This is a genomic window from Kribbella sp. NPDC051718, assembly GCF_040681515.1.
Taxonomy (GTDB): Bacteria; Actinomycetota; Actinomycetes; order Propionibacteriales; family Kribbellaceae; genus Kribbella.
Window position 1 is genome coordinate 923,406 of record NZ_JBFAYZ010000002.1, and the last position, 25,508, is coordinate 948,913.

Annotated in this window: 22 protein-coding genes; 6 read left to right on the plus strand and 16 right to left on the minus strand. The window is 67.6% G+C overall.

All coding sequences use genetic code 11. The features are described 5' to 3' along the window. Positions 1 to 34: 34 nt before the first annotated feature. The gene (locus tag AB0M15_RS11040; protein WP_363816309.1) at positions 35 to 901 is read right to left on the minus strand and encodes a hypothetical protein; all 867 of its coding nucleotides are present in this window, start codon (positions 899 to 901) and stop codon (positions 35 to 37) included. A 230-nt stretch (positions 902 to 1,131) separates the two neighbouring features. Between AB0M15_RS11040 and ilvA the strand changes: the two genes are divergently transcribed. Further along, positions 1,132 to 2,403 carry a threonine ammonia-lyase IlvA gene (gene ilvA / locus AB0M15_RS11045; RefSeq protein WP_363816312.1) on the plus strand — a complete coding sequence of 424 codons (1,272 nt, stop codon included), beginning with the start codon at positions 1,132 to 1,134 and terminating at the stop codon, positions 2,401 to 2,403. Here ilvA and AB0M15_RS11050 read toward each other — a convergent pair. The 11 genes from AB0M15_RS11050 to AB0M15_RS11100 form a co-directional block, all read right to left on the minus strand. Further along, positions 2,400 to 6,332, minus strand: coding sequence for a family 78 glycoside hydrolase catalytic domain (locus AB0M15_RS11050; protein WP_363816314.1), 3,933 nt, complete (start codon positions 6,330 to 6,332; stop codon positions 2,400 to 2,402). The genes ilvA and AB0M15_RS11050 overlap by 4 nt on opposite strands. A gap of 167 nt (positions 6,333 to 6,499) precedes the next feature. Beyond that, the gene (locus AB0M15_RS11055; protein ID WP_363816316.1) at positions 6,500 to 6,967 is read right to left on the minus strand and encodes a LuxR C-terminal-related transcriptional regulator; all 468 of its coding nucleotides are present in this window, start codon (positions 6,965 to 6,967) and stop codon (positions 6,500 to 6,502) included. 6 nt (positions 6,968 to 6,973) lie between these two features. Further along, positions 6,974 to 8,419, minus strand: coding sequence for a rhamnulokinase family protein (locus AB0M15_RS11060; RefSeq protein ID WP_363816318.1), 1,446 nt, complete (start codon positions 8,417 to 8,419; stop codon positions 6,974 to 6,976). Between the two features lie 9 nt (positions 8,420 to 8,428). Then, positions 8,429 to 9,889: an L-fucose/L-arabinose isomerase family protein gene (locus AB0M15_RS11065; RefSeq protein ID WP_363816320.1), complete on the minus strand. Its 1,461-nt coding sequence runs from the start codon at positions 9,887 to 9,889 to the stop codon at positions 8,429 to 8,431. Between the two features lie 11 nt (positions 9,890 to 9,900). Next, on the minus strand, positions 9,901 to 11,943 hold the full coding sequence (locus AB0M15_RS11070; protein WP_363816322.1) for a bifunctional aldolase/short-chain dehydrogenase: 2,043 nt from the start codon (positions 11,941 to 11,943) through the stop codon (positions 9,901 to 9,903). Then, positions 11,940 to 13,097 (minus strand): L-rhamnose isomerase, encoded by a 1,158-nt coding sequence (rhaI, locus tag AB0M15_RS11075; protein WP_363816324.1) that lies wholly within the window; start codon positions 13,095 to 13,097, stop codon positions 11,940 to 11,942. The genes AB0M15_RS11070 and rhaI overlap by 4 nt, the downstream gene beginning before the upstream one ends. A gap of 1 nt (position 13,098) precedes the next feature. Further along, positions 13,099 to 13,434, minus strand: a complete 336-nt coding sequence (locus tag AB0M15_RS11080) for an L-rhamnose mutarotase (protein ID WP_363816326.1) — start codon at positions 13,432 to 13,434, stop codon at positions 13,099 to 13,101. Positions 13,435 to 13,447: 13 nt separating this feature from the next. Further along, positions 13,448 to 14,539 carry a rhamnose ABC transporter substrate-binding protein gene (rhaS, locus tag AB0M15_RS11085; RefSeq protein ID WP_363816328.1) on the minus strand — a complete coding sequence of 364 codons (1,092 nt, stop codon included), beginning with the start codon at positions 14,537 to 14,539 and terminating at the stop codon, positions 13,448 to 13,450. A 26-nt stretch (positions 14,540 to 14,565) separates the two neighbouring features. Continuing rightward, complete coding sequence (locus tag AB0M15_RS11090) at positions 14,566 to 15,624, minus strand: ABC transporter permease (RefSeq protein WP_363816330.1); 1,059 nt, start codon at positions 15,622 to 15,624, stop codon at positions 14,566 to 14,568. Next, the gene (locus AB0M15_RS11095; protein WP_363816332.1) at positions 15,614 to 16,750 is read right to left on the minus strand and encodes an ABC transporter permease; all 1,137 of its coding nucleotides are present in this window, start codon (positions 16,748 to 16,750) and stop codon (positions 15,614 to 15,616) included. Before AB0M15_RS11095 ends, AB0M15_RS11090 begins: the two co-directional genes overlap by 11 nt. Then, entirely contained in the window at positions 16,747 to 18,252 is a 1,506-nt protein-coding gene (locus tag AB0M15_RS11100) for a sugar ABC transporter ATP-binding protein (RefSeq protein ID WP_363816334.1), read from the minus strand. The genes AB0M15_RS11095 and AB0M15_RS11100 overlap by 4 nt, the downstream gene beginning before the upstream one ends. Positions 18,253 to 18,455: 203 nt before the next feature. Between AB0M15_RS11100 and AB0M15_RS11105 the strand changes: the two genes are divergently transcribed. After that, positions 18,456 to 19,649 carry a LacI family DNA-binding transcriptional regulator gene (locus AB0M15_RS11105; RefSeq protein WP_363816336.1) on the plus strand — a complete coding sequence of 398 codons (1,194 nt, stop codon included), beginning with the start codon at positions 18,456 to 18,458 and terminating at the stop codon, positions 19,647 to 19,649. Then, positions 19,642 to 20,160, plus strand: a complete 519-nt coding sequence (locus tag AB0M15_RS11110) for a hypothetical protein (protein WP_363816338.1) — start codon at positions 19,642 to 19,644, stop codon at positions 20,158 to 20,160. Before AB0M15_RS11105 ends, AB0M15_RS11110 begins: the two co-directional genes overlap by 8 nt. Positions 20,161 to 20,255: 95 nt before the next feature. Here the strand turns inward: AB0M15_RS11110 and AB0M15_RS11115 are convergent, their stop codons facing one another. Then, positions 20,256 to 20,864 carry a transglutaminase family protein gene (locus tag AB0M15_RS11115; protein WP_363816340.1) on the minus strand — a complete coding sequence of 203 codons (609 nt, stop codon included), beginning with the start codon at positions 20,862 to 20,864 and terminating at the stop codon, positions 20,256 to 20,258. Between the two features lie 102 nt (positions 20,865 to 20,966). On the opposite strand from AB0M15_RS11115, the gene AB0M15_RS11120 reads away from it, so the two are divergent. Then, positions 20,967 to 21,914: an aldo/keto reductase gene (locus tag AB0M15_RS11120; RefSeq protein ID WP_363816342.1), complete on the plus strand. Its 948-nt coding sequence runs from the start codon at positions 20,967 to 20,969 to the stop codon at positions 21,912 to 21,914. A gap of 69 nt (positions 21,915 to 21,983) precedes the next feature. Next, positions 21,984 to 22,532, plus strand: a complete 549-nt coding sequence (locus tag AB0M15_RS11125) for a DUF4240 domain-containing protein (RefSeq protein ID WP_363816344.1) — start codon at positions 21,984 to 21,986, stop codon at positions 22,530 to 22,532. Positions 22,533 to 22,664: 132 nt separating this feature from the next. On the opposite strand, the gene AB0M15_RS11130 is transcribed toward AB0M15_RS11125, so the two are convergent. Next, positions 22,665 to 23,360, minus strand: coding sequence for a hypothetical protein (locus AB0M15_RS11130; protein ID WP_363816346.1), 696 nt, complete (start codon positions 23,358 to 23,360; stop codon positions 22,665 to 22,667). Positions 23,361 to 23,579: 219 nt separating this feature from the next. Between AB0M15_RS11130 and AB0M15_RS11135 the strand changes: the two genes are divergently transcribed. Continuing rightward, positions 23,580 to 23,753: a CsbD family protein gene (locus AB0M15_RS11135; RefSeq protein WP_328332045.1), complete on the plus strand. Its 174-nt coding sequence runs from the start codon at positions 23,580 to 23,582 to the stop codon at positions 23,751 to 23,753. A gap of 32 nt (positions 23,754 to 23,785) precedes the next feature. Here the strand turns inward: AB0M15_RS11135 and AB0M15_RS11140 are convergent, their stop codons facing one another. Then, a complete protein-coding gene (locus AB0M15_RS11140) occupies positions 23,786 to 25,018 on the minus strand; it encodes an RNA polymerase sigma factor (RefSeq protein ID WP_363816348.1) in 1,233 nt (410 codons plus the stop codon). Further along, positions 25,015 to 25,368: a YciI family protein gene (locus tag AB0M15_RS11145; protein WP_363816597.1), complete on the minus strand. Its 354-nt coding sequence runs from the start codon at positions 25,366 to 25,368 to the stop codon at positions 25,015 to 25,017. The genes AB0M15_RS11140 and AB0M15_RS11145 overlap by 4 nt, the downstream gene beginning before the upstream one ends. Between the last annotated feature and the right edge of the window lie 140 nt (positions 25,369 to 25,508).

The window sequence follows — 25,508 nt, forward strand, 5'->3', positions numbered from 1 at the left end:
CCTTTTAGGTGAGTACTGCGCGGCCGCCTTGGCGTCAGTTCGCTTCTTTACCGACCCAGTAGTGCCAGGGTGGAGAAGCCACTGGAGACCGGGTCAGACCGTCCGGCCAGGTCGCCGGCAGATCATGACTCCGAGCTGCGTACAAAATCACCTCCGATGCGGTCCGGTCGCCGCGGACGGCGACTCTCGCGGCTGTCTCGGCACGCATGTCCGCCAGGTAGTGGATGGCGGGCAGGAACTCGGCACTCAGCCGGGGACTCAGCCGGCCGACGGGTTCGTCGTCCAGCCTGATCTCCACCACCAGCTGGTGCCGCTCCTGGAACCCGTCCACCTCCTCGACGGCGATCATCGTCCCGTACGCCCAGCACTCGCCTTCCGGCCGGAAGAACGGCGTGAGGACATCCGGATGGACTTCACTGCCCGGCACCACGATCCCGCTGCCCGGTGGCAGCAGGTGGTAGCTCCCGGGCGGTGGCAGGTTGACCGGGACCAGCATGTGCGGCTGGCCCAGGGCGACGGCGACGCTGGCGTGGAACTCGGTGCCGTTGTCCCCCTTGCCCTCCCAATCGGCGGGCTCCCATTCACTGACCCACAGGTGGCACGGCACCTGCGGTTGCAGGCCCTGCGCCACCAGTTCCGACAACACCGGGTGGTACCGGTGCGCATCGTCCCTCGGCAAGTAGCCGACCACACTTCCCTGCACCCGAACAGCGATCGAGCGAGGGTCGAAGCGGTTCCGCGGTTCTGGGACCAAGTCCGCGGTGGTGTCCAAATCTGCGCCGCGCGCCGGGATCGGATCAGGAAACAGGCGACGGATCGCCTGCTCGTGCGGAGCCTCCCGCACGACTTCCTGCCCACACCACAACGCATCTCCCCACAGACTGAACGGAATCGATTCCATCTCTGCCCTCCAGTCCCCGTTGACCGGTTTACTCGGCTCATCCCGTCCAGACCCCTGGCCGTTACACCGAGTGAGCGTATGAGAACTAGACTGCCCAGGCCAGACCCATTTCACTCCTGAAACAAGGACCTGTTGCGCAACAGTGTCCGACGGTCCGAACTCTGGACCTAGGGTGTCTTGTGGAGCGAGCAAATCGGAGAAGATCGTGCAAATGCACGGGAAGGAACGTCATGCAGGGGAGTCATTCAGTTGCTTCAAGCATGGTCGACGCGGCCCAGATCGAGGCTGCGGCCGAGCGGCTCGACGGGATCGCGGTCCGTACTCCGCTGCAGCGCAACCCGCGACTCTCCGCACGCACCGGCGCTGGCGTCTGGCTGAAGCGCGAGGACCTGCAGATCGGCCGCTCCTACAAGCTGCGCGGGGCATACAACCTGATCGCCCAGCTCGACGAGACCGCGAAGAAGGCCGGAGTCATCTGCGCGAGCGCCGGCAACCACGGCCAGGGCCTGGCGTACTCCTGCCACACCCTTGACGTCCACGGCCGCGTCTACGTTCCCCGTACTACGCCACGCCAGAAGCGGGACAGGATCGCGGCACTCGGCGGCGACCAGGTCGAGGTGATCGTGACAGGCGACACCTATGACGACGCGGCCGCTGCAGCGCTGGCCGAGGCAGAGACCACCGGCGCGACGCTGGTGCCAGCCTTCGACGACCCCAGAACCGTTGCAGGGCAGGGCACGGTCGCCATCGAGATCCTTGAGCAGCTCGGCCAGGCGCCGGACGTATTGGTTGTCCCGGTGGGAGGTGGCGGGCTGATCGCGGGGGTGGCGACCTGGCTCGCGCAGCGGCATCCCGGCGTACGGGTTGTCGGGGTGGAGCCTGGTGGGGCGGCGAGTATGGCTGCGGCGTTGGCTGCTGGCTCGCCTGTGACGCTGCCGCACTTGGACAGCTTCGTGGATGGCGCTGCGGTGCGCCGGGTCGGTGACGTGACGCTCCCGTTGGTTTCGGCCGCTGGGGTGGAGATGGTGTCTGTGCCCGAGGGGTTGGTCTGCTCGGAGATGCTCGAGCTGTACCAGACCGACGGGCTCATCGCTGAGCCCGCCGGCGCCTTGTCTGCGGCCGCTCTGGGCAACGGGGTCGAGGTCAAGCCGGGACAGACTGTCGTGTGCCTGCTGTCCGGCGGGAACAACGATGTCAGCCGATACGGCGAGATCCTCGAGCGATCCCTTGTCCACAAGGGACTCAAGCACTACTTCCTGGTGACCTTTCCCCAGGAGCCGGGCGCTTTGCGGCAGTTCCTGGACGGCGTCCTCGGGCCTGATGACGACATCACTCTGTTCGAGTACGTGAAGCGCAACAACCGGGAGACCGGTGTCGCCCTCGTCGGCATCGAGATCGGCCGCCCCACTGACCTCACCGGTCTGCTCGACCGGATGGAGGCGGCCCCTCTCGACATCGAACGCATCAAGCCCGATTCCGCCGAATTCCGCTATCTCATCTAGGTCGTGGGCAGGGACCAGACATCGGCGATCGACGGGTCATAGCCCGAGGCGGTCGCGTTGTGCTGGATCCGTACCCGGACGGTCGGATTGGTGAGCAGCGTCGGGTCGTCGACCACGAACTGGTAGGTCTGCAGCCCGGCGCCCGGACTGTTGATCACCCGATGCTTGACGACCTTGCCGTTGACCAGCACCTCGTAGTCCTTCGTCTGCGCCTTGTCGTAGGTCTCCACCAGCCGCATCACGAACGGCTGGCCGGTCTTGATGCCGAGGTTGAACTCGAACCAGGCACCCGGCACGAACATCCCCGCGTACCGTCGCGTCCGCCCGGCCTCAACGGTCGTCCCCGACGACGGCGCGGCCGTCAACGAGTGCGCCGACTCCGACGCCATCACGCCGAGATCCACGTAATCGATGGCGTTCGCCGGCTCCAGCGACTCGTTCACCGTGAAGCCGACCGGTGGCGCCACCGCATCGAGGAACTTCACCCCGAATGCCACTGGACCAGCATTCACAGCGACCGGTACTGCGATCCGCGCCGTCACAGTGGTCTGCGTGCCCGGCGCCAAGGTCACGGGCTCCGTCGTCGGCGCCGTCCACCCCTCGGGCACGGTCACCTCGAGCTTGCCGGTGACCGGAGCCGTCGAACGGTTCTTCACGACGGCCGCCAGGGTGGCGGTCGTACCGGGCTCCCCGGCACTCGGCGAACCGGTCACGCTGAGCCGGACCGGCGCCGGCTCGACCACGAACTGATAGGTGCCAGAGGCAACCGTCATCGCGACGGTCGATCCCTCGTCGACCACGTTGCTCACGTGGTCCGCTCCGGCCAGCTGAGTCCCGCTCTCGGTGATCGCTTGGGCGTTCGGCGCGGGGATCCGTACGGTCGCCGTTGTATTGGCCGGCACGGTCACATCCAGCGTCAGACCGTATTCGGCCGTGCCCTTCCAGCGGCTGGCGATCTCGCCGTACGGGGTCTGGTACTTGTAGTCGGACGAGTCGACGCCGTTGCCCGGCGTCGGGGCGATCAGCGCCTTGCGGTATCCCGGCTCGGCGGCCGAGACGCCGGCCAGCGTGCGATACATCCACTCGCCGACGGCGCCGTACGCGTAGTGGTTGAAGGAGTTCATCCCGACGTCGTTGAAGGTGCCGTCCGGGTTGATCGAGTTCCAGCGCTCCCAGACCGTGGTCGCGCCCTTGCCGATCTCATAACCCCAGGACGGGTAGGAGGTGTTCTGCAACAGCTTGTACGCCAGGTCGGAGCGGCCGATCTTGGTGAGCACCGGCAATAGCCCGTCGACACCGAGGAAACCGGTCGACAGGTGGGTGTCGCGGCGGAGGATCGTGGTGGCGAAGTGCTCCCCAGCAGCGGCGATCTTGTCGGTCGAGACCAGGTCGTTGGTGAAGGCGAGGATGTACCCGGTCTGGCTGTCCGTGCCGACCGTGCCGTCAGCCGCGACGAACCTCGACTGGAAGGCGGCCTTGGTGTCTTCGTAGACCTTCTGGTACTTCGCTGCGTCGGCCTGGTTGCCGATCGCGGCCGCCATCTGGCTCAACTGGCGAGACCCCTTGGCGATGAACGACGTACCGATCAGGTCGCCCGGCGTCGGGTCGTCGAGGTTCAGCCAGTCACCGTAGTCACCGCCGCCGCGGATCAGCCCGTTGGAGCTGGCGACGAGGTAGTCGACGTACCGGCGCATCGAGTCGTAGTGCTGGCTGATGACGGAGGTGTCGCCGTACGCCTGCCAGAGAGTCCACGGGACGTTGACGCCCGCGTCGGCCCAGCCGGCATTGCCCAGACCGCCGTCGAAAGAGTTGGGCACGGTCGGCGCGACGCTGGCGTAGGCGCCGTTCGCTGCCTGGCTGTCGCGGAGATCCTGCAGCCACTTGGTGAGGAACGCCTGCGAATCCAGGTTGTAGACGGCGGTACGGGCGAACACGTTGATGTCACCCGTCCACCCCATCCGCTCGTCGCGGGCCGGGGTGTCGGTCGGGATCGAGAGGAAGTTGCCGCGCTGTCCCCAGACGATGTTGCTGTGCAGCTTGTTCACCAGGGCGGAGTTGGTGATGAAGCTGCTCGTCCTGGCTCCATCGGTGCCCATCACGACGCCGGTGATGGCGCTGGCCGGTGGGGCGGTCGGGAGGCCGCTGATCTCGACGTACCGGAAGCCGTGGAAGGTGAAGCGTGGCTGGTAGGTCTCCGGGCCGCTGGTGGCGAACGTGTAGCGGTCGGTGGCCTTCGCGCTGCGCAGGTTGTCGGTGTAGAGGGTGCCGTCGGGGTTGAGCACCTCGCCGTACCGGATCTTGACGGTCTGGCCGGGCGTACCGGTCAGCTTGAAGTTGCCGACGCCGACCATGTTCTGGCCGAGGTCGTAGAGGTACACGCTGGGGGTCGGCGACGCGATCGCCTTTGCTGCGAGCTCTCCCGTGACCCGGACGGGCTGGTCGGTTTGCTGGGCCAGCTTGGACGTTGCGCTCGCCCTGACCTGTACCGGAGTCCAGTCGGTGGGGGTCTTGCGGGCGTCGTAGGTCTCACCGTTGAGCAGATCAGCAGCCTGTACTGCGCCTGGCGCCGTCTCCCAAGTCGGGTCGGTGGCGAAGACGTCGGTCGTGCCGTCGGTGTAGGTCACCCGGAGCTGGGCGGAGAGTGCGGTCTGGCTGCCGTACTTGTTGGAGCCGAACATCGCCACGTTGCCGGCGAACCAGCCGTTGGCCAGCTCGGCACCGATCGTGTTGCTGCCCTTGGTGATCAGCTTGGTGACGTCGTAGCTCTGGGACTGGATCCGGTGCGCGTAGTCGGTCCAGCCGGGGGCGAGGTGCTGGTCGCCGACCTTCTGGCCGTTGAGGCTCAGCTCGTAGATGCCTTGCGCGGCGGCGTACATCCGGGCCTTGGCGATCTTCTTGGGCAGGGTGATGTTCTTGCGGAAGACGGGGACGGCCTTGCCGGGGAGCCAGAGGTCGGTGTTGCCCTTGACCTCGAGGCCGCCGGTGGTGCGCACGGTACCGTCCGGGAAAGTCTGGTCGCCGCTGGGGAATGCCGTGTCGACGAGGGTCTTGCCGGCGGCGTTGGTGACCTTGAGGGTGTGGACGATGCCGGCTTCGACGCCGTTGGTGCGGAAGCCGACGAGGCCGGGTGCGTCGTGGTCGGAGCGGTCACGCTGGTCGACCTGGGTGTTGTTGATCCAGGTGGTGATCGTGTGGCCGGCGACGGTGATCTTGAGGTGGTTGCGCTGCTTGAGGTTGACGCCGTCGAGCGGGATCTCACCGAGCAGGCTGTAGCCGGTGGCGAGCTTCACGTGGGGGCGCAGGAGGGGGCGGGCGTCGTTCTCCTGGTTGAGCTGCCACATGTAGCCGTTGCCACCACGGCCACGGAAGAAGAAGCCGAGCGCGTCCTTGGTGAGGGTGACGTCGGCGTCGATCGTGTAGTCGGTCCACTCCGCGCCCGGCTGGCTGTCCGCGCCGATCCAGTCCCCTTGCCAGTCCGCGGGCTTCAGGTTCGCCGTCTCGAAGGTGGCGACCGAGGACCACGCGGTTGGAGTGCCGGTGTCGTCCCAGACCCGTACCTGCCAGAAGTACTGGGTGTACGGGGTCAGGGCCGGGCCGGCGTACGCGACGTCGACCGAGCGGTCGGAGCTGACGACGCCGCTACTCCAGATGTCCGGATCTGCTGTCTTGGCCGCACTGGAGGCGACGCGGACCTCGTACTTCGTCTGCGCGGCTCCACGGCGGCTGGAGTCGAGCTGCCAGCTCAGCCGAGGTGCACCCGGGGCGATACCGAGTGGGTTGGTGAGGCTGTTGGTCCGCAGACTGCCCACGCTGGTGGGCGCTGCGGCTGCTTGGGCGGCGGTTGGCGGCGGGGCGGCTGTCGCGGGCAGGAGCGGGCTGATCAGGACGGCGGCAGCCACCAGGCTGCCGAGACGTAAACGGAGAGACATCTGGACGGACTCCTCGAGAGATTCGGGCGGGATCTTCAGGACGGAGCACGACCTCGGTAGAGGCGAGGCCGTAACTGGACAGCGAAAACAGACCCGTCGGCTGTGCAGCCGATAGGCGGGAAGCTTCTGAGTTGTGGTCGACCGGCGGAGAGACGGTCGGGGTGGAGTTAGAGGAGGCCGCGGCGGGCGGCCCAGACGATGGCTTCTACGGCGGTACCGAAGCCGAGACGGTCACAGGCGGCGCGGGTGCGCCGGCGTACGGTGCGTTCGGACAGATCTAGGCGGCGGGCGACGGAGTCCATCGGCAGACCGGTCGCAAGTAGTCGGAGCAGTTGCAGGTCGTCGTGGCTGATCTCGCGATGCGCTCCCGTGCCGACCCGGGCGAATGCTTCCCGAGCCCGCACATCCCGTCCAAGCGGCTCGTGCCCCGTCCCGTCCCGGGCCACCAGGTCCCGGGCGAGCGGATCACGCATCCGCGCTTCCCGTGCGTAGGCCTCCCGGGCAAACGCCTCCCGAGTCAGCGTGTCCCGCGGCTCGGGGTCGTGGTGGGGTGGGTCGTGGGTTACAGCTCGGAGGTGGGGTTGGTGGTGGGTTCGGTTCTCTGGGGCCAGGGGGTCGTTCTGGAGGGTGGTCATGGGGGGTCACCTTGTTCCGAACACCCGGGACTCGGCGGCGTCCCAGTCGGCCGGTTTGCCCTGCGGCCGGTAGGGCCGCAGCTTGTGGGTTGCGCGGACCAGCGCGCGCATCGCGGTCAGATCGGGGAGTGGTTCTCCTAGGGCTCGCGCCTGGACCAGTACGTTGCCGACGGCGGATGCCTCGACTGGGCCTGCCAGGACGGGTAGACCGCAGGCATCCGCGGTGAGCTGGCAGAGCAACTCGTTTTGAGAACCGCCACCGATCACGTGGACTACGTCGATCTCCCGCCCGGCGACTTCCTGCGCCAGCCGAAGCGTCCGGCGGTAGGCGAGCGCGAGACTCTCCAACACACACCGCACGACAGCTGCTCGCGACCTAGGCGCTTCCTGCCCCGAGCGTGCGCAGAACTCCTCGATCCTCCCCGGCATGTTGCCGGGGGCAAGGAAACTCGGATCGTCAGGATCTATCAGTACTGCGAACGCCGGCGCCTCGGCGGCCGCGCGCAGCAGTCCCGGCAGATCGTCATCCCCCCACACCCGCAGGCACTCCTGCAGAATCCACAGCCCCATCACGTTCCGCAGGAACCTGATCCGGCCGTCGACACCCCCTTCGTTGGTGAAGTTCGCCGCTTGCGCCTCGGCGGTCAGTACCGGCTCGTCGAGCTCCAGCCCGACCAGCGACCACGTCCCCGACGAGATGTAGGCGAACCGCTCCTCCTCCGCGGCCGGCACCGCAACCACCGACGACGCGGTGTCATGCGACCCCACCGCGATCACCGGAGTAGCCGGATCAAGCCCCGTCTCCTCAGCAACCGCCGGCAGCAACCCCCCGATCACCTGCCCAGCTTCCCGAATCCCCGGCAACAACCCTTCCGGTACTCCGATCCGCCCCGCCAGCTCCGCGCTCCACCCCCGAGCCCGCACGTCGTACAACTGCGTAGTCGAAGCGTTCGTCGCCTCGGCCCCCACCTCGCCGGTCAGCCAATACCCCAGCAGATCCGGAATCATCAGCAACGTCGCAGCCCGCTCAAGCCCCCGCTCAGCCGCCAATTGATAGATCGTGTTGAACGGCAACTGCTGCAACCCGGTCACCGCATACAACTCATCCGCCGAGATGCTCCGCAGAACCCGCTCCATCGCCCCATCGGTCCGCCCATCCCGGTAATGCACAGGATTCCCGAGCAACCTGCCATCAGCATCAAGTAGCCCGTAGTCGACAGCCCAGGAGTCGATACCCACCCCGTCCACCGAGCGCGCCTGCCTCAACCCGACGAGCATCTCGCGGTACAGAGCAAGAACGTCCCAGTGGAGCGTGTCCCCCAGTCGCACCGGGCCGTTCCAGAACCGGTGCACCTCGTCCAGATTCAGTTGACTGGCACCACCGTCGACGTGGGCCAGCATGACTCGGCCACTGGAGGCGCCTAGGTCTACGGCTGCGAGGTTGACGGGCATGGGCGGGCCTCAGACCTTGACGACGCGGAGGTCTAGGTGGAGGAGGTCGGCTACTGCTTTCAGCTCGGCTACGCGGTGGCCGGTGCCCAGGGCCCAGTGGTGGGCTATGCCGGATGCTGACCAGGCGTCGGTCCATTCGCCGGGGTCGCAGCCGAAGTCGACGCGGGAGGTGGTGTTGCCGATCTGGAGGAGAGGACCAGGGACGACCTCGCCCTCGGAGGCGATCAGGCGGAAGGAGCCGTCGCGGAGTTGGCCGAGGCCGAGCGCAGTAACCGGGCCGTGCTTGACGTCGAACTCGACGGAGACGCCCCAACCGCGCTTACCGTGGTAGACGCCAAGCCCACGGAGCAACGGCTTGGCAGCGCTGATCGCCAGGTGGGCTGGACCGTCATGACCCATCTCCACCACGTTGTCGTGGAAGTTCAGCGCCTGTAGCTCGGTGAACGAACCGCCCGCGCCCAGCTTGTCCATCACCAGCATCGCCAGCGACGTCCGCAGCTCGTACTCGCCCGCCGCAGGCACACCCCTTGCCGTGAGCAACGATGCGCCGAGGATCATCCCCGCAGCGACACGTTCGTGCGTCTCGCCGTCGAGCCCCCGGTGGTAGTACGCCAGCGTATCCAGCTGGAAGTCCTCGACCAGCCGATCCAGCGCGACCGACACCGTCGCACCCCACCGGAAGTCGTCCTCGTTGACCGAATCGTCCAGCGTGAAGATCTCCCGGGCGACCTTCATCCGCAGCGCCGTCTCCGCCTCGGTCACCTTCTCGACCCGGACCCGCAGATCGTCGATCTCCAGAATCTCGACATGCCCGCCGAGCTGCGCCGAGACCAGCGTCGGATCGGTGATCACATCCATCATCCCGGGGTAGAGATGCCCCAGCAGGCCATGCCGCCCGTGCCGGAACGCCGCCCGGACCCCAGCCGCCTTCAGCCACCGCTCGATCCGGGCCCACGCACGCTCGTCCTCCACGTACCCCGAGACCGACCGGAAGTCGATCCCGCAGCGCTCGAAGGCGTTCGCCATCTCGGGCAACGGACAAGCACCGCAGTACGCGAGCCAGGCACCGGTATCGAACGAAGCGTGATCCATCGACTCCGTCGGCTGCAGGTTGAGCAGCAGCACCGGCGCCCCACTGCGCTGCGCGATCGGCACCAGCATCGACGCGGTCATGTAAGTCGTGAGAAACCCGACGATCAGATCGCAATCCGCGAGCCTCAGCTTCTCGGCCGCCGCCGCGCCTTCCGTGGCATCGGAGATGAAGCCGACATCGATCACCTCGCAGTCAAGCGCGGAGAACCTCTCCGACACGCGTCGCGCCGACACCTGCAGTTGCGGCAGCAACTCGGGGAACTGCGGCCAGTACGCGCCCAGCCCACCCGCCACCAGCCCGATCCGCGTCTTCCGCGGTTCGACCCATGGCAGCACGCCATGCCCGTCCACCGAGCGGCTCGGATCACTGCTCCACATGGCGAAACTCCTCAGCGTAGGAAGGCGGCAGCAACGCCGGCGTCGACGGGTACATGCAGGCCAGTCGTCTGGGACAGATCCCCAGCGGCGAGAGCGAAGACGGCTGCGGCCACGTGCTCCGGCAGCACCTCGCGCTTGAGCAGCGTGCGCTGCGCGTAGAACGCCCCCAACTCAGATTCCGGTACGCCGTAGACCGCGGCGCGTTGCGCACCCCACCCCTTGGCAAAGATCCCGGAGCCACGAACGACCCCATCAGGGTTCACGCCGTTGACGCGGATGCCGTACTCACCCAGCTCGGCCGCCAGCAGCCGGACCTGGTGTGCTTGGTCGGCCTTGGCTGCGCCATACGCGACGTTGTTGGGGCCTGCGAAGACAGCGTTCTTGCTGGAGATGTAGACGATGTCGCCGCCGATGCCTTGGTCGATCAGCACCTTCGCAGCGGCGCGAGAGACCAGGAAGGATCCCTTGGCCATTACGTCGTGCTGCAGATCCCAGTCCTTCTCGGTGGTCTCCAGCAGCGGCTTCGAGATCGAGAGACCGGCATTGTTGACGACCAGGTCGACGCCACCAAAAGCGAGCACGGCGTCTTGCATCGCCCGCTCGACGGCCGCGCCATCCGACACATCCGCACCGACGGCGACCGCGCGGTCGGTAGTACCGATCTCCTTCGCGACTGCCTCGGCAGCGGCCAGGTCGAGATCCGCGACGACGACGCAGGCACCCTCGTCGGCCAGTCGCTGGGCGATCGCCTTGCCGATGCCGGAACCGCCACCGGTCACGAAGGCGACCCGGGTGGCGAGCGGCTTCGGCTTGGGCATCCGCTGCAGCTTCGCCTCCTCGAGCGCCCAGTACTCGATCCGGAACTTCTCGCTCTCGTCGATCGGCGAGTAGGTCGAGACTGCCTCCGCGCCACGCATCACGTTGATCGCGTTCAGGTAGAACTCGCCGGCCACCCGAGCGGTCTGCTTGTCCTTGCCGAAGCTGAACATCCCGACACCGGGCACCAACACGATCGCCGGGTCGGCACCGCGCATCGGCGGGCTGTCCGGCGTCGCATGGCGGTCGTAGTACGCCGCGTAGTCCTCGCGATACCGCAGATGCAGCTCCCTGAGCCGGAGCGTCGCCTCCTCGACCGAAGCTGTCGGAGGTAGATCGAGAACGAGCGGCCGGACCTTCGTACGCAGGAAGTGGTCAGGGCACGACGTCCCCAGCGCGGCCAGCTCGCCCAACCGTTCCCGAGCAGTGAACTCCAGCACGCCCTCGGAGTCGTTGTAGTGCCCCACCTGCGGATTGTCGGTCGAAGCCAGCCCACGGATCACCGGCGCCAACGCCGCCGCCCGCTGCCGCCGCTCGGCCTCAGGCAGAGCCTCATACCCCGGTACGACGCTCCCGAACGGCTCAGCCTTGCCCCGCTCCGTGAGGAAGCGCTCCGCCGTCCGGATGATGTCGAGTGAGTTTGCCTCGCACTCGGCAGAGGTATTGCCCCAGGCGGTGATGCCGTGGCCGCCCAGAATCACTCCGATCGCCTGCGGGTTGTCCTTCTTGACCTGCGCGATGTCGAGTCCGAGCTGGAACCCGGGTCGCCGCCACGGCACCCACACGACGCGGTCGCCGAAGCACTCCGCGGTCAGCTTCTCGCCGTCGGCCGCTGTCGCCAACGCGATCCCCGAGTCAGGGTGCAGGTGGTCGACGTGCGGCGCGTCCACGAGCCCGTGCATGGCGGTGTCGATCGACGGTGCGGCTCCACCCTTGCCGTGGAGGCAGTAGTCGAAGGCAGCGACCATCTCGTCTTCGCGGTCCACGCCGGGGTAGACCTCGACGAGGGCGTTCAGCCGGTCTTGCCGCAGTACCGCAAGTCCGGCGGCGGTCAGCGTGCCGAGATCGCCGCCGGAACCCTTCACCCAGACGAGGTCGACAGGTTGCTGTGTCACGGGGTCCGTCGCAGTGCCCTTCGCAGACGTGTTGCCGCCCGCGTAGTTCGTGTTGCGCGGGTCGGCGCCCAATCTGTTGCTTCGCGCAACAAGTTCGGCGGCGGCTGGTTCAGACACGTTCATGCTCCCCATCCGGCCTGCTGGCCGTCGGCTCGGTCTTTGGTGATCTGTTCGAAGTAGCCGCTGCGGTGATAGGCAGCGACCGGGTCCGGGTCGAGGCCCTGGGCGATCCGTAGGTCGGCGAGCAGCGGACGGACGTCGGTGTTGAAGGCGTCCATGATCGCGGCGTTCGCAGCCAGTACGTCACCGTCCTGTTGGGCCTTGCGCAACGCGTCGCGGTCGACCAGCAGCGCCTTGGCGGTCGCCTCCTGGACGTTCATCACCGAGCGGATGATGGCCGGGATCTTGGCCTCGATGTTGTGGCACTGGTCGAGCATGAAGGCGATCCCGCGATCCGGGTCGAGGGCGTCGCCGCGGACGATCTCGTTCATGATCCGGAACAACTGGAACGGGTCGGCCGCACCGACCATCAGGTCGTCGTCGGCGTAGAACCGGCTGTTGAAGTCGAACGCGCCGAGCTTCTTCGCCCGCAGCAGGAACGCCACGATGAACTCGATGTTCGTCCCCGGCGCGTGGTGCCCGGTGTCGATGCACACCACGGCCTTCGGTCCGAGCTCGAGACAGTGCGCATACGACGTACCCCAGTCGGGCACGTCGGTCGCATAGAAGGCCGGCTCGAACAGCTTGTACTCCAGGAGCATCCGCTGGTCGTCGCCGAGCCGGTCGTAGACCTCCTTGAGCGCCTTGGCCAGCCGGTCCTGCCGATCCCAGAGGTCGTCCTGGCCCGGGTAGTTCGTGCCGTCGGAGAACCACAGCTTCAGGTCCCGCGAACCGGTGGCGTCCATGATGTCGATGCACTCGAGCAGGTGGTCGGTCGCCTTGCGCCGGATCCGTGGATCCGGGTTGGTGACACTGCCCAGCTTGTAGTCGTCGTCCTGGAAGACATTGCTGTTGATGGCGCCGAGCCGGACGCCCTGCTCCTTGGCGTATGCCCCGAGCGCCGCGTAGTCGTCGACCTTGTCCCACGGGATGTGCAGCGCGACACTCGGCGCCACCCCGGTGTACTTGTGGACGACGGCCGCGTCCGCGATCTTCTCCTCCGGCGACCTCGGCACCCCGGGCTGGCTGAACACCTTGAACCTGGTCCCCGAGTTGCCGAACGCCCACGAGGGCAGCTCGATCTCCTGACGGCTCAGTGCATCGCTCACGGTGGTCATATCAGTCCTCGGTACTCGGAGTCAGATGGAAGATCTCGGGCAGCAACACGAACGACTCGTCCGGCGGCCGCCCGTCGATGCCTGTGAAGAACGCGCTCATCTCCGCTTGCCAGCGGGTGTTCACCTCGGTCGCGGCCATCGCCTTCTGCGCCGCCTCCAGGTCCTCGGCCTCGACGTACCCGACCAGCAGGCCGTCGTCGCGGAGGAAGAGCGAGTAGTTGTGCCAGCCGGAGTCGCACAGCGCGGCTTGCATGTCGGGCCACACGTGCCGGTGGCGCTCGACGTACTCGTCCAGCCGGTCCGGCCGGACCTGGAGGCAGAAGCAGTAGCGGTTCATGACGACAACGTGCTCAGAAGTCGAACTTGTCGATGTTGGCGGCGGTGAACTCGGTCGGGGGGCCGAGCACGATCTCACCGTCCGCGCCGACGGTGTAGTCGCCGAGCTTGCCCGCCTTGAACTTCTCGCCCTCGGCGCCGGTGATCTGGCCGGACTTGAGCGCGGCGCCGGCGTACGCGGCGAGGTAGCCGATGTCGGCCGGGTTCCAGAGCGCGAACTTCTTGACCGTGCCGTCCTTGACGAACTTGCGCATCTGGTTCGGCAGGCCGAGGCCGGTGATCGCGACCTTGCCCTTGTAGTTGGAGGCGCTGACGTAGCGCGAGGCGGCGGCGATGCCGACCGTGGTCGGCGACACGATCACCTTGAGGTTCGGGAACGACTGCAGCAGACCCTGCGCCTCGGTGAACGACTTCTGGTCGTCATCGTTGCCGTAGGCAACCTTGACCAGCTTGAGCTTGGCGTTCTCCGGCTTGGCCAGCTCGGTCTTCATCACCTCGATCCAGGAGTTCTGGTTGGTCGCGTTCGGGGTGGCGGACAGGACGGCGATCTCACCAGAGCCGCCGGCCAGCTCACTGGCCATCTTCACCAGGCTCTCGCCGATGCCCTGGGTGGTGGCCTGGTTGATGAACGCGTCCCGGCAGTTCTTCGAGGCGTCGGAGTCGAACGAGACGACCTTGATGCCGGCCTTGCGGGCCTGGTTCAGCGACGGGCAGACCGCGTTCGGGTCGTTGGCCGCGACCACGATCACGTCCTGGGTCTGCTGGATCAGCGTGTTGATGTAGCTGACCTGCGAGGACGCGCTGGCGTCGTTCGGACCGACCAGCTTGTACTCACCCTTGAGCTCACCGACCGCGACCTTGCCGCCGCCCACCTCGACGTCGGTGTACGGGTTGTTGAGCTGTTTGGGCAGGTAGGCGATCTTGAGGCCTTCCTTCAGCGGCGCGTTCGGGTCGGCCGCTGCCGAGGTGGTGCTGCTGGGGGCGCTGCCGGCGTCGTTCGCGGTGTTCGACTTGGTGGTGCCGCCGCCGCACGCGGTGAGCGCGAGGGAGGCGACGGCCACCGTCGACAGCGGCACCGCGAGGCGGCGAGAGATGCGGAAAGACATGAGCTGTCCTTTCTGGACAAGTGGCCTTACAGGGGATTGGTGGTCCGGTGCCGGCGGCGCTGGACAGAACTGCGGACGGCGTTGGCAAGATTCGGGGCGAGCACGGAGACGATCAGCAGGACACCAGTGACGACGTTGAGCGCTTCGTTCGAGACGTCGGACAGTCGCAAGGCGTTCTGCAGTGAGGCGAGGAGGACGACACCGGCGATCACGCCGGGCAGTGCGCCCTTGCCGCCGAAGATGGAGACACCGCCGAGCAGGACGGCCGCGACGACCGCCAGCTCGAGTCCGGCGCCGTTGTCCGCCCGCGCGCTGGAGTACCGCAGGGTCCAGAGCACTCCGGCGAGACCGGACACCAGGCCGCTGACGACATACAGCCAGAACTTGAGGCGGCCGGGGCGGACGCCGGCGAAGCGGGCAGCCTGCTCACTCGCGCCGACCGCGAAGACAGCCCGGCCGATCGGCGTCGCGTGGAGCAAGATGCCGAACACGACGGCCAAGACGACGATGATGAGCAGCACGTTCGGGATCGACGTACCGCCGATGTTGCCGGTCACCCAGTCGGTGTATTGAACCGGGAAGTCGGCCACGGCGCTGTCGCCCAGTACTACGAATGCCAGGCCGCGGTACAGGGCGAGGGTGCCGATGGTGACGGCCAGGGACGGCAGACCGAGCACGGTGACGAAGAAGCCGTTCACCGCTCCCAGGACCGCGCCGAGGAGGAGGCAGAGCGGGATGATCGTCTCGATCGGCTGGTTCGAGTTCCACAGGGAGCCCATCACCGCGCTGCAGAGACCGAGCGTGCTCGCCACCGACAGATCGATCTCGCCGGTCACGATCACCAGCGTCATCGGCAAAGCGACGAGTGCGATCGGCAGCAGATCGAGGACGAGGAAGCCGAAGTTCTGCGAGGTGCCGAAGTTTTCCACGGTCGCCGAGGCGACGATCAGCACGACGATGGTGACTGCGATGATCGCCACGTTCCAGTTCGCGAGCCGCCCGGCCAGGCCGGCCGTGGCAGCGCGGCCGCCACCGCCGCCGGAGGCCGGCGTGCGGTCGGGAGCGATGCTGGTGTCAGCTGACATGGGAGCCTCGCTTCTTCAGAGACGCGGCCATTCGGGCGGCGACCAGGCGGTCGGCGCCGATAGCTAGCAGGATCAGGCCGCCCACGATCGCCTGCTGCCAGAACTGGTTGATCTCCAGCACCGCGAGCGAGCTGCCGATCGTGGTCAGCAGCAGAGCGCCGAGCGCTGCGCCCCACACCGAACCGCTGCCGCCGAAGACGGCGACCCCGCCGACCACGACCGCGGCGACGACATTCAGCTCATATCCGGTGCCGGCTGCGGCGTCGATGGTTCCGAACCGGGCCGCAAAGAGAACCCCGGCCAGGCCGGCCAGTGCCCCACTGACTCCGAAGGCGCCGATCGTGCGTCGCCCGACCGAGATGCCGGCCAGTCTCGCGGCCTGCGGGCTCGAGCCCATCGCGTACAGCTCGCGACCGACGCGGTAGTTCCGCAGGACGACGCCGGTGACGACGAGGACCAGCAGCGCGATCAGAACGAGGTAGGGAACGCCCAGCAAGGTCGCGTTGCCGAAGTCGAGGAAGCCCGACGGCAGCTCGTCCGCGTTGATCTGCTGGCCGCCGGCCCAGAAGTAGGTGATGCCGCGGACGACATACAAGGTGCCGAGCGTGACGACCAGAGCGGGGACGTTGCCGTAGCGGACGAGTACGCCGTTGACCGCGCCGCAGACACCGCCGACCGCGGCGCCGATCAGCAGAGCCAGCACGACAGGTAGTCCTGGGTGATCCCGCAGCAGCGTGCCGACGGTGAACGCGCTCAGGCCGAGCACGGATCCCACCGAGAGGTCGATGTTGCGGGTGATCACCACCACGGCCTGGCCGACCGCCAGAACGGCCAGGATCGCGGTGCCGAGCAGGATGTCGCGGATGCTCTGGCCGGACAGGAACCGCGGGTTGGAGATCGTGGTCACCGCGACCAGCACGGCGAGCGCCAGCACGATGCCCAGCTCGCGAGCCCGCAACACCAGATCGAGCGAGAACCGCGGAGCGGTGGCTGCCGGACCGTCAGCGGCACCCGCTCGGCTCGACGCCGCGCTGGACCTGGGGTCCGGACCGGCGCCGGCGGCGGTGCTCTCGGCCCCCGGCGCTGGGCTCGAACCGGAATTGGCTCGGGTCGGTGCGGGGGTCATACCGAGGCCTCCTGTCCCATTGCGGCGAACATGACCGACTCCTCGGTGGCCCGCTCGCGGTCGAGCTCGGCGACCAACCGGCCCTCGCGCATCACGAGCACCCGATCGGCCATCCCGAGCACCTCGGGCAGCTCCGACGACACCATCAGGACGGCGACTCCTTCCGCGGCGAGGCTGGACATCAACCGGTGCACCTCCGCCTTCGTACCGACGTCGATGCCGCGGGTCGGCTCGTCGACGATCAGCAGCTTCGGCGCCGTCGCCAGCCACTTGGCCAGCACGACCTTCTGCTGGTTGCCACCCGACAAGGTGCCGACCTCGTCCGACAGCCGGCCGTACTTCGTCTTCAGCCGCTGGGTCCACTCCTTGGCCGAGCGACGCTCACTGCTGCCGGTGAGAAAACCCAGCTGGGAGAGCGCCCGCGACCTGGGCAGCGTCACGTTGCGCTCGATCGACAGCTCCATCACCAGGCCTTGCTGGCGACGGTCCTCCGGCACCAGCGCGACCCCGGCAGCCATCGCGGCGCGGGGCGACGCCGCCTTCAAAGTCTTGCCGCCGACCTTGACCGTGCCGGCGTCGCGCGGGTCGACGCCGAAGATCGACTGGACCACCTCGGACCGGCCCGAACCGACCAGCCCGGCCAGCGCGACGATCTCGCCGGCCCGGACCTCGAAGGAGACGTCGGCGAAGACGGGATCGCGGGTCAATCCGGCCACGCTCAGCACCACCGCGCCCGGCGTCACGTCCTGCTTGGGGAACAGCGCGCCCAGCTCGCGGCCGACCATCCGGCGGACCATCTCGTCGACGCTGACCTCGCTGACCAGGTCGGTCGAGACGTGCTTGCCGTCGCGCATGATCGTCACCCGCTCGCACAGGGCGGTGATCTCCTCGAACCGGTGCGAGATGAAGACCAGCGCGGCGCCGTCGTCGCGCAGCGATCGCGCCACCGCGAACAACCGCTCGACCTCGACACCGGTCAGCGCCGCGGTCGGCTCGTCCATCACCACGACCCGGGCGTCGGCGGACAAGGCCTTCGCGATCTCGACCAGTTGCTGGTCGGCGATCGACAGACCGCGCGCCGGACGGCTCGGCTCGATCGCCACACCGAGCCTGCTGAAGAGCTGCTCGGCCTGCTTGATCATCGCCGCGCGGTCGATGGTTTTGAAACGACCCAGTGGCTGCCGGCCCATCGCGATGTTCTCCGCGACGGACAGATCGGGGAACAGCGTCGGCTCCTGGTAGATCACCGCGATCCCGGCTGCTTTGGCGTCGGCCGGGCTGGTCAGCTCGATCGGCGCGCCGTCCAGCTCGAGGGTGCCGGCGTCCGGGCGATGCACGCCCGCCAGCATTTTCACGATGGTGGACTTGCCCGCACCGTTCTCACCGACCAACGCGTGCGCCTCTCCTCCGTACAGGTCGAAGGAGACGCCCTGGACGGCGGCGACGGCGCCGAACGACTTCGACACCTCACGCACCCGCAGTACTGGGGCTTCGGTCGGCATGCTCACCTCCGGCGGGTTCTGGTGGTCGTTGAAAGGTCGTTGCTGAAAGGTTTCAAGAAGATTGCACGAAGGTAATGGCGGGTCGCTCGGGCCGTCAAGGGGCTGGGCGGAGTCTGTGGACAACCGCTGGGAAACACTGAGGTTTTCCACCGGAAAACAGGTACGCTTCGTCCGCTATCACGTTTCAACCCCGGGGAGGCCGCGTGGCACCGAGTGGCGCTGCGGACCGCGCACGCCGTACGCCGGACCCGGCCGCCACGCCGAATCCACCCCGTACGCCGAGCCCGCCCCGCACCCCGAACGCAGCCCGGGATCAGGCGCGGCTGGCGAAGGCCGGCGCTCGACGGCAGGCCCGTCGCTTGCGGCCTGGTGGCGCGACCCGATCCGCGGCCGGCGTGAAGGACGTCGCGGCCGCGGCCGGCGTCTCACTCGGTACCGTCTCGAACGTCCTGAACCGGCCGGAAATGGTCAGCCCGACGACCCGCGCCAAGGTCGAATCCGCGATGGAGTCGCTCGGCTTCGTCCGCAACGAATCGGCACGACAACTGCGGGCCGGCTCGAGCCGGATCATCGCCTACCTGATGCTCGACGCGGGCAACCCGTTCTTCACCGACGTCGCGCGCGGCGTCGAGGAGGCGGCGGAGAAGGCCGGCCTGTCGGTCTTTCTCTGCAACAGCAACGAGGACGCGGGGCGCGAGGCGGACTACCTCGACCTGCTCGAGCAGCAACGCGTTCAAGGCGTGCTGATCACGCCGCTCGACCCCGACTCGTCCCGCCTCAGCACACTGCCCAACCGCGGTACGCCGGTCGTCGTGGTCGACCGCGCGATCGACGACGGCGAACACTGCTCGGTGGCGGTCGACGACGTGCTGGGCGGCGAGGTCGCGCTGACGCACCTGATCGAGCTCGGGCATCGGCGGGTCGCCTTCGTCGGCGGGCCGAACACGATCGGCCAGGTCCGTGATCGGCGCGAGGGCGCGCACGAGGCGTTGCGGAAGGCGGGCCTGCCGCCGGAGAGCCTGGTCGACGTGCTGACCGGTGCGCTGACGGTCGCCGAAGGTAGGGGCGCTGGGCAACGACTTGCCGGGCTGCCCGCGGATCGGCGACCGACGGCGGCGTTCTGCGCAAACGACCTGCTGGCGTTGGGGTTGCTGCAGCAATGCGTGAGCCTCGGGCTTCGAGTACCGGAGGATCTCGCCATCGTGGGGTATGACGACATCGAGTTCGCGGCGGCTGCCGCAGTACCGCTGACCTCGGTGCGACAACCGCGTCAGCTGCTCGGTCGGACGGCGGCGGAGTTGCTGCTGGACGAGTCTTCGAACCCGGATCACGAGCATCAACGGGTGACCTTCACGCCGGAGCTCGTGGTCAGGACGTCGACGCGGGGCAATGCGTAGTACGGCTGCGCTCGTACTGTCCGGGGCGCCGGGCGTCGGGAAGACGACCGTGGGGTGGCGGGTCTGGGATCGGTGCATCGATCTGGGGCAGGCTCCTGCCTTCGCCGACCTCGATTTGCTGGGGGCGGTTTGGCCGGCTCCGGCCGACGATCCGTACAACGCGCGGTTGAAGGCGACCAATCTGTCTGCCGTGTGGGCGAACTACCAGAAGGCCGGGAGTCAGCGGCTCATCGTGGCGGGGGTCGTCGAGAGCGTGGAAGAACGGCGGCTGCTGGAGGAGGCGACGGGCGGGCCGGTGCTGATCTGCCGGCTGGACGCGTCCGACGGCGAGTTGGCTCTCCGGATCGAGCGGCGCGGGCGCGAGGAGGGTGACGACCTTGCCAGGCTGGCGGCGCGTGCCGCCGAGTTGTCGGCGCAATTGACCGCTGACGACCCCAGTGATTTCTCGGTGGCGACGGGCGGCCGGAGTACGGACGAGGTCGCAGCTGAGGTGTTCGCGCGCTGGTCTTGACGGTTGTTTGCCTCGGTCCCGGGCCGGTTGTCTGACCGCCGTACCCCTGCGGACGCCGGTAAGTTCAGCCGGCCCGGGGCCGAAGAAAACAAACCCTACCCGGGTGGTGCAGTACGCGGGAGGTCGTCGCGGGTTGCGAGATCGGCGGGAAGGCCGTCCTGCAGGACCAGCTCGATGGTGTTGTCGGCGTTCCGAAGCGCTGCGACCAGGCCTGGATCAGGGCTGGCCAGGATGGGCTCGAGGTCGGCTTCGCCCAGCTCGTCGCGCGGGTGATAGGCGAGGCGCTCGTCGGTCAGGGAGAACTCGGTGGTCACGCCCGGCTTGTCGCCGCGCGGGTCCTGGCGGTGCCACTCACCGTCGAGGTAGACCGCGACCATGCCGTGCAGGAAGTGGCCGCCACGGCCGTTGGAGAGCTTCTGGTAGCAGAGTCCGGCCGGCACGCCCTCGGCCCGGAGCAGCGCGGTGAGCAGGTGCGACTTGGCGAAGCAGAGGCCGGTGCCTTGCTCGAGTACCTCGGACGCCGTCACCGTGACCACCGGATCGGCGACGTCCATCGAGTGCTTCACCTCGTCGCGGGTGATGTCGAAGGCGGCGCGGGCGAAGTCCGTAGTACCGGGGTTTTCGGCGCGGAGCCGGGCGGCCAGAGAGGTGATCGCGGGATGCGAATGATCGATCACATCGTCCTCGGCCAGGTACTCGCTCATGGCTGTAGTTTTGCATGAATGTCCGACATTCGACATCAATCGTCTCATCTACTGGTCGATACTGTTGACCTAGAGAGAACTCCAGCATCGAGGGTTCTGGGTATGACTGAGCTGAACATCGCCCTCGGGGCCATGGAGTACGGCACCCGGATCGACGAGAAGACCTCCTTCGCTCTGCTGGACGCGTACGTCGATGCCGGTGGCGTCTGGATCGACACGGCCAACTGCTACGCCTTCTGGCAGCACGAGAGCGGCCATGGCGGACAGAGCGAGGAGCTGCTCGGCCGCTGGTTCGCCAGTCGGCCAGGGGTCCGCGACCGGGTCAAGCTCGCCACCAAGGTCGGCTGCGAGCCGCTGTGGCCGGGGAGCTATCCGGAGAAGTCCGAGGGACTGAGCACCAAGGCGATCGACGCGGCCCTGGAGACATCACTGCGCCGCCTCGGCATCGACCACATCGACCTGTACTTCGCGCATCGCGACGACCGCGAGACGCCCTTGGAGGAGACCGTCGGCGCGTTCGGCAAGCACGTCGCCGCCGGCAAGGTCGGCCGGATCGGACTCTCGAACTACGCACTCTGGCGCGTGGAGCGGATGCGCGGGCTGGCCGAGCAGCAGGGCGTGGAGGCACCGACTGCGCTGCAACTGCGCTACTCGTATGTACAGCCGAGGCCGTTCGTCCGCGACCACGCCCACGACCACCGCTTCGGCTGGATCACCGACGAGGTCCTCGACTACGCCGAGCTCAACCCGGACCAGCAACTCTTCGCCTACAGCCCCCTGATGTCCGGCGGCTACGAGCGCGACGACCGTCCCTTCCACGAGGCCTTCGACCACCCCGGCACCACCCGCCGCCTGGAGGCCCTCACCAAGGTCGCCACCGAACTGGGCGTCACCCTCAGCGAAGCAGTCATCGCCTGGCTCACCGGCGGCACCCCCGCCATCACCCCCATCATCGGCATCTCCACCCCCACCTACCTCACCACCGCCCTCGCCGGCGCCCACCTAACCCTCCCCACCGACCTCCGATCCCTCCTCGATCAGCCCTGGTAACCACCCGTCCGAATCAAAACTTCAGCTGACCGCGTGCTTGTGGACCGGGTTTCGTGACACGATTTCGGGGTGGACAGGGATGGGTTCTGGGAGCTTGTCGAGGCGGCTCGGGTTGAGGTGGATGACACCGTCGCGGATCCGGATGGAGTCGCTGACGCGTTGACCAAGGCGCTGGGTGAGTTGGCGCTGGAGGAGATCGCCGGGTTCGGCGTCGAGTGGGAGCGGTTGCAGGCGGAGTCGTACCGGCAGGATCTGTGGGGTGCGGCGTACCTGATCAACGGCGGTGCCTCCGACGACGGGTTCGACTACTTCCGCGGCTGGCTGGTCGCGCAGGGCCGGGAGACCTGGGAGGCCGCGCTGGCCGATCCGGACTCGCTGGCCGATGTGGTCGACGAGGATCTCGGCGAGGGGTTCGAGGGGTTCAACGGCGAAGGCATGCTGAGCGTGGCTCAGCATGCCTACGAGGCGGCGGGCGGCTCCAGCGCGGAGTACTGGGAGGTCGTCGAGGCGGCCGGTATCGACAGTCCGGACATCCCGGCGGGCGAGAACTTCGACTTCGACGACGACTCCGAGATGGAATCGCGCTACCCCCTGCTCGCTGGTCTCCAGGACAGCTGACTTCGGTTTCGGTACCGAATAACAGGCAGTAGTCCCGTCCGCGCCGGCCACCCACGCTCACGAGCGGCCGGCTCCGTCGGTATTCCCGCAGGACGTCCTGTTCGTCGGTACATGGGCGCCGCCGGTGGGGTGTTAGGCGGGTTCGCCGCTGAGGCGTTCTATGAAGGTGCGGAGGGAGCGGCGCCAGCCGGCGGGTTGGCTGGTGTCTTCGTCGGCTACCGCGAGGCTGACCAGGTGCTGGGTCATTTCGAAGCCGGCCACTGCCTCGCGGAGGGCGGTCAGGGTTTCGTCGGGGATCGCGTGGCGGCCGTGGTCGGGCTCGTCGTGGTCCTGGCCTACCGGGTGGCTGATCCAGCCTGCGCCGAAGCTGCTCGGGACCAGGAGTTCGGGGACGAGTGACTCGTGCGAGAGGGACGCCAGATCCTTGTTGCCGTTGTCGATACTGAAGATCGTCGTACCGCGCCGGCGTACGTCGTCGATGCGCTCCAGCAGTGTGTCGGCCGGAGTCTGCTCGGTGACGACGAGGAGCGACTCGCCACGGCCCGATTCGCGGAGACGGTCGAGGCCGATCGACAGGTGCGGGGGCGCGTCCGGCGGTGGGGCCCAGCGGACCAGCGACGGGCGGATGTCCTCGATGCCGGCGCGGTGCAGCTCGTCGTCCAGGTGGGCGGTGAGGTGCCAGGGCTCGTCCTCGGCCGGGCCGAACAGCATCAGGCCGCCCGTCCGGGTGGTGAACCTGCGCAGCGAGTGGGCGAACTCGGTCGTACGGCTGCCGAGCTCCGTCCCGGTCAGCATCTCGCGCAGGAGCGATGCCTTGGTGAGATCCACCCTCCCAAACTGACACACCACCGGCGGCGGCGCGACTCGGCCTCCGGTGTTGCGGCTTCACGGTCGGGGGTGACTTGGGTCACGAGGGCGTGACGAAGTACCGGCTGGGTCCGACTCACCCACTGTCGGCGCTTCGGACGGGGGGCGCCGCGGCCGGGCCACCGGTTGCTGCAGGGGGCAGTCGGTGGGCCGGTTCACCCACTAGGGAAGGAAAATCAGATGAGCTTCGCAGACAAGGCCAAGAACGCGGCAGAGGACCTGGCGGGCAAGGCCAAGGAGGTCGTCGGCAAGGTCACGGGTGACGACAGCCTGGAGACCGAAGGCAAGACGGACCAGGGCGTCAGCGACCTCAAGCAGGCCGGCGAGAAGGCCAAGGACGCCTTCAAGCACTGACGGCCGTGGCTGAGCTGGCCGTTCTCGAGCGGCTAGCTCAGCCGGTCTGCCTTGGATTGCAGGTAGTTGCGTTCGGGGATCGACGTCGTACGCCGGGCCGCCTGCAGGTAGCTGGCACGAGCTCCGTCGAGATCACCCGACATCTCCAGCAGATGCGCGCGAACAGCCTCCAGCCGATGGTGCTCGGTGATCCGGTTGTCGGAATCGAGCGGTTCCAAAACAGCCAGCCCTTCCTTAGGTCCAGTCGCCATCGCCACCGCCACCGCATGGTTCAGCGTCACCATCGGATTGTCCGAGATCTGCTCCAGTACCTGATAAAGCGCGACGATCTGCGGCCAGTCAGTGTCCTCCGACCGCTCCGCAGTCCCATGCACGGCAGCAATCGCAGCCTGCACCTGGTACGGACCGAGCTGGGTCCGCGACAACGCGTCGGTGACGAGCGCCTCGCCCTCGACGATCGCCGCCTTGTTCCACTTCGACCGATCCTGATCGGCCAGCGGAACCAGCCCGCCGTCGGCATCGGTCCGGGCCGGCCGCCGCGCATCGGTGAGCAACATCAACGCCAGCAGCCCTTGCACTTCACCGTCATCCGGCAGCAACCGGCGCACCCCGCGTACCAACCGGATCGCCTCCGTCGTCAGCTCCGCGCTGTGCAACGACGTCCCCGACGACGCGGTGTAACCCTCGTTGAAGATCAAGTACAGAACATGCAGCACAGCACCCATCCGGGCATCCCGCTCAGCCTCGGGCGGCATCTCGAAAGTACTGCCCGCCTGCTTGATACTGCGCTTGGCCCTGCTGATGCGCTGCGCCATAGTTGCCTCAGGCACCAAAAACGCGGCGGCGATCTGCGCGGTGGTCAAACCGCCGACAGCCCTTAGGGTCAAGGCGATCTGCGACGCAGCCGATACCGCCGGATGGCAACACAGGAACAGCAAGGTCAACGTGTCGTCCCGCCCGGCCATGTCGTCGACATCCGGAGCCGAGGCAACGAACTCCTCGGGAGCGGCGAGGTTGGCCGCGTTCTCCTCCCGCCGGCGCCGGGCCGACTCGCTCCGGAGCAGGTCGGTCAACCGCCGCGAGCCGACCCTGATCAGCCAGCCGCGCGGATTGTCCGGCACGCCCTCCTCCGGCCACTGCTGGGCAGCAGCGAGCAGGGCCTCCTGCACAGCCTCCTCGGCCAGGTCGAAGTGCCCGTAGTGCCGGACGAGCGCACTGAGTACCTGCGGCGTCTCCTCCCGTAGCAGGAGCTCGAAGTCGCTCACATCTCCAGCCCGGAGCTGTCCATCACAGGTCGCACCTCCACGGCGAGGTACTTCGCGTCCGGCATCCGGGCGGCGTAGTCGATCGCCTGGTCGATGTCGTCGCACTCCACCAGGTAGAAGCCCGCCAGGTGCTCCTTGGCTTCGGCGTACGGTCCGTCGGTCGTGGTCAGGGTGTCGCCGCGGACGGAGACGGTCCGGGTGGTGATCGGATCGGCCAGTCCGGCGGCACTGACCAGCATGCCCTGTTCGGTCAGCTCGTGCATCAGCTCCGCGTGCGACCGGGCCAGGCCGTCGCGCTGCTCGGCCGTCAGTCCGGCCCAGCTCTCCTCGTTGCTGTAGATCAGCAGCATGTACTTCACAGGCACCATCCTGACGGTTGCGGAGGTCCCGGTGACCCCCTCTCACCCGGTACGTCGTAGCCGCACCGGCTGATCTCGACATGGCGAGCCAAAATGTCGAGCCGTCGACCAGGGGTCCGACGTACCGGGCA

Coding starts and splice junctions, on each gene's coding strand:
- AB0M15_RS11040 (WP_363816309.1), bottom strand. CDS start 901: ATGGAATCGATTCCGTTCAGTCTGTGGGGAGATGCGTTGTGGTGTGGG.
- ilvA (WP_363816312.1), top strand. CDS start 1,132: ATGCAGGGGAGTCATTCAGTTGCTTCAAGCATGGTCGACGCGGCCCAG.
- AB0M15_RS11050 (WP_363816314.1), bottom strand. CDS start 6,332: ATGTCTCTCCGTTTACGTCTCGGCAGCCTGGTGGCTGCCGCCGTCCTG.
- AB0M15_RS11055 (WP_363816316.1), bottom strand. CDS start 6,967: ATGACCACCCTCCAGAACGACCCCCTGGCCCCAGAGAACCGAACCCAC.
- AB0M15_RS11060 (WP_363816318.1), bottom strand. CDS start 8,419: ATGCCCGTCAACCTCGCAGCCGTAGACCTAGGCGCCTCCAGTGGCCGA.
- AB0M15_RS11065 (WP_363816320.1), bottom strand. CDS start 9,889: ATGTGGAGCAGTGATCCGAGCCGCTCGGTGGACGGGCATGGCGTGCTG.
- AB0M15_RS11070 (WP_363816322.1), bottom strand. CDS start 11,943: ATGAACGTGTCTGAACCAGCCGCCGCCGAACTTGTTGCGCGAAGCAAC.
- rhaI (WP_363816324.1), bottom strand. CDS start 13,097: ATGACCACCGTGAGCGATGCACTGAGCCGTCAGGAGATCGAGCTGCCC.
- AB0M15_RS11080 (WP_363816326.1), bottom strand. CDS start 13,434: ATGAACCGCTACTGCTTCTGCCTCCAGGTCCGGCCGGACCGGCTGGAC.
- rhaS (WP_363816328.1), bottom strand. CDS start 14,539: ATGTCTTTCCGCATCTCTCGCCGCCTCGCGGTGCCGCTGTCGACGGTG.
- AB0M15_RS11090 (WP_363816330.1), bottom strand. CDS start 15,624: ATGTCAGCTGACACCAGCATCGCTCCCGACCGCACGCCGGCCTCCGGC.
- AB0M15_RS11095 (WP_363816332.1), bottom strand. CDS start 16,750: ATGACCCCCGCACCGACCCGAGCCAATTCCGGTTCGAGCCCAGCGCCG.
- AB0M15_RS11100 (WP_363816334.1), bottom strand. CDS start 18,252: ATGCCGACCGAAGCCCCAGTACTGCGGGTGCGTGAGGTGTCGAAGTCG.
- AB0M15_RS11110 (WP_363816338.1), top strand. CDS start 19,642: ATGCGTAGTACGGCTGCGCTCGTACTGTCCGGGGCGCCGGGCGTCGGG.
- AB0M15_RS11115 (WP_363816340.1), bottom strand. CDS start 20,864: ATGAGCGAGTACCTGGCCGAGGACGATGTGATCGATCATTCGCATCCC.
- AB0M15_RS11120 (WP_363816342.1), top strand. CDS start 20,967: ATGACTGAGCTGAACATCGCCCTCGGGGCCATGGAGTACGGCACCCGG.
- AB0M15_RS11135 (WP_328332045.1), top strand. CDS start 23,580: ATGAGCTTCGCAGACAAGGCCAAGAACGCGGCAGAGGACCTGGCGGGC.
- AB0M15_RS11145 (WP_363816597.1), bottom strand. CDS start 25,368: ATGCTGCTGATCTACAGCAACGAGGAGAGCTGGGCCGGACTGACGGCC.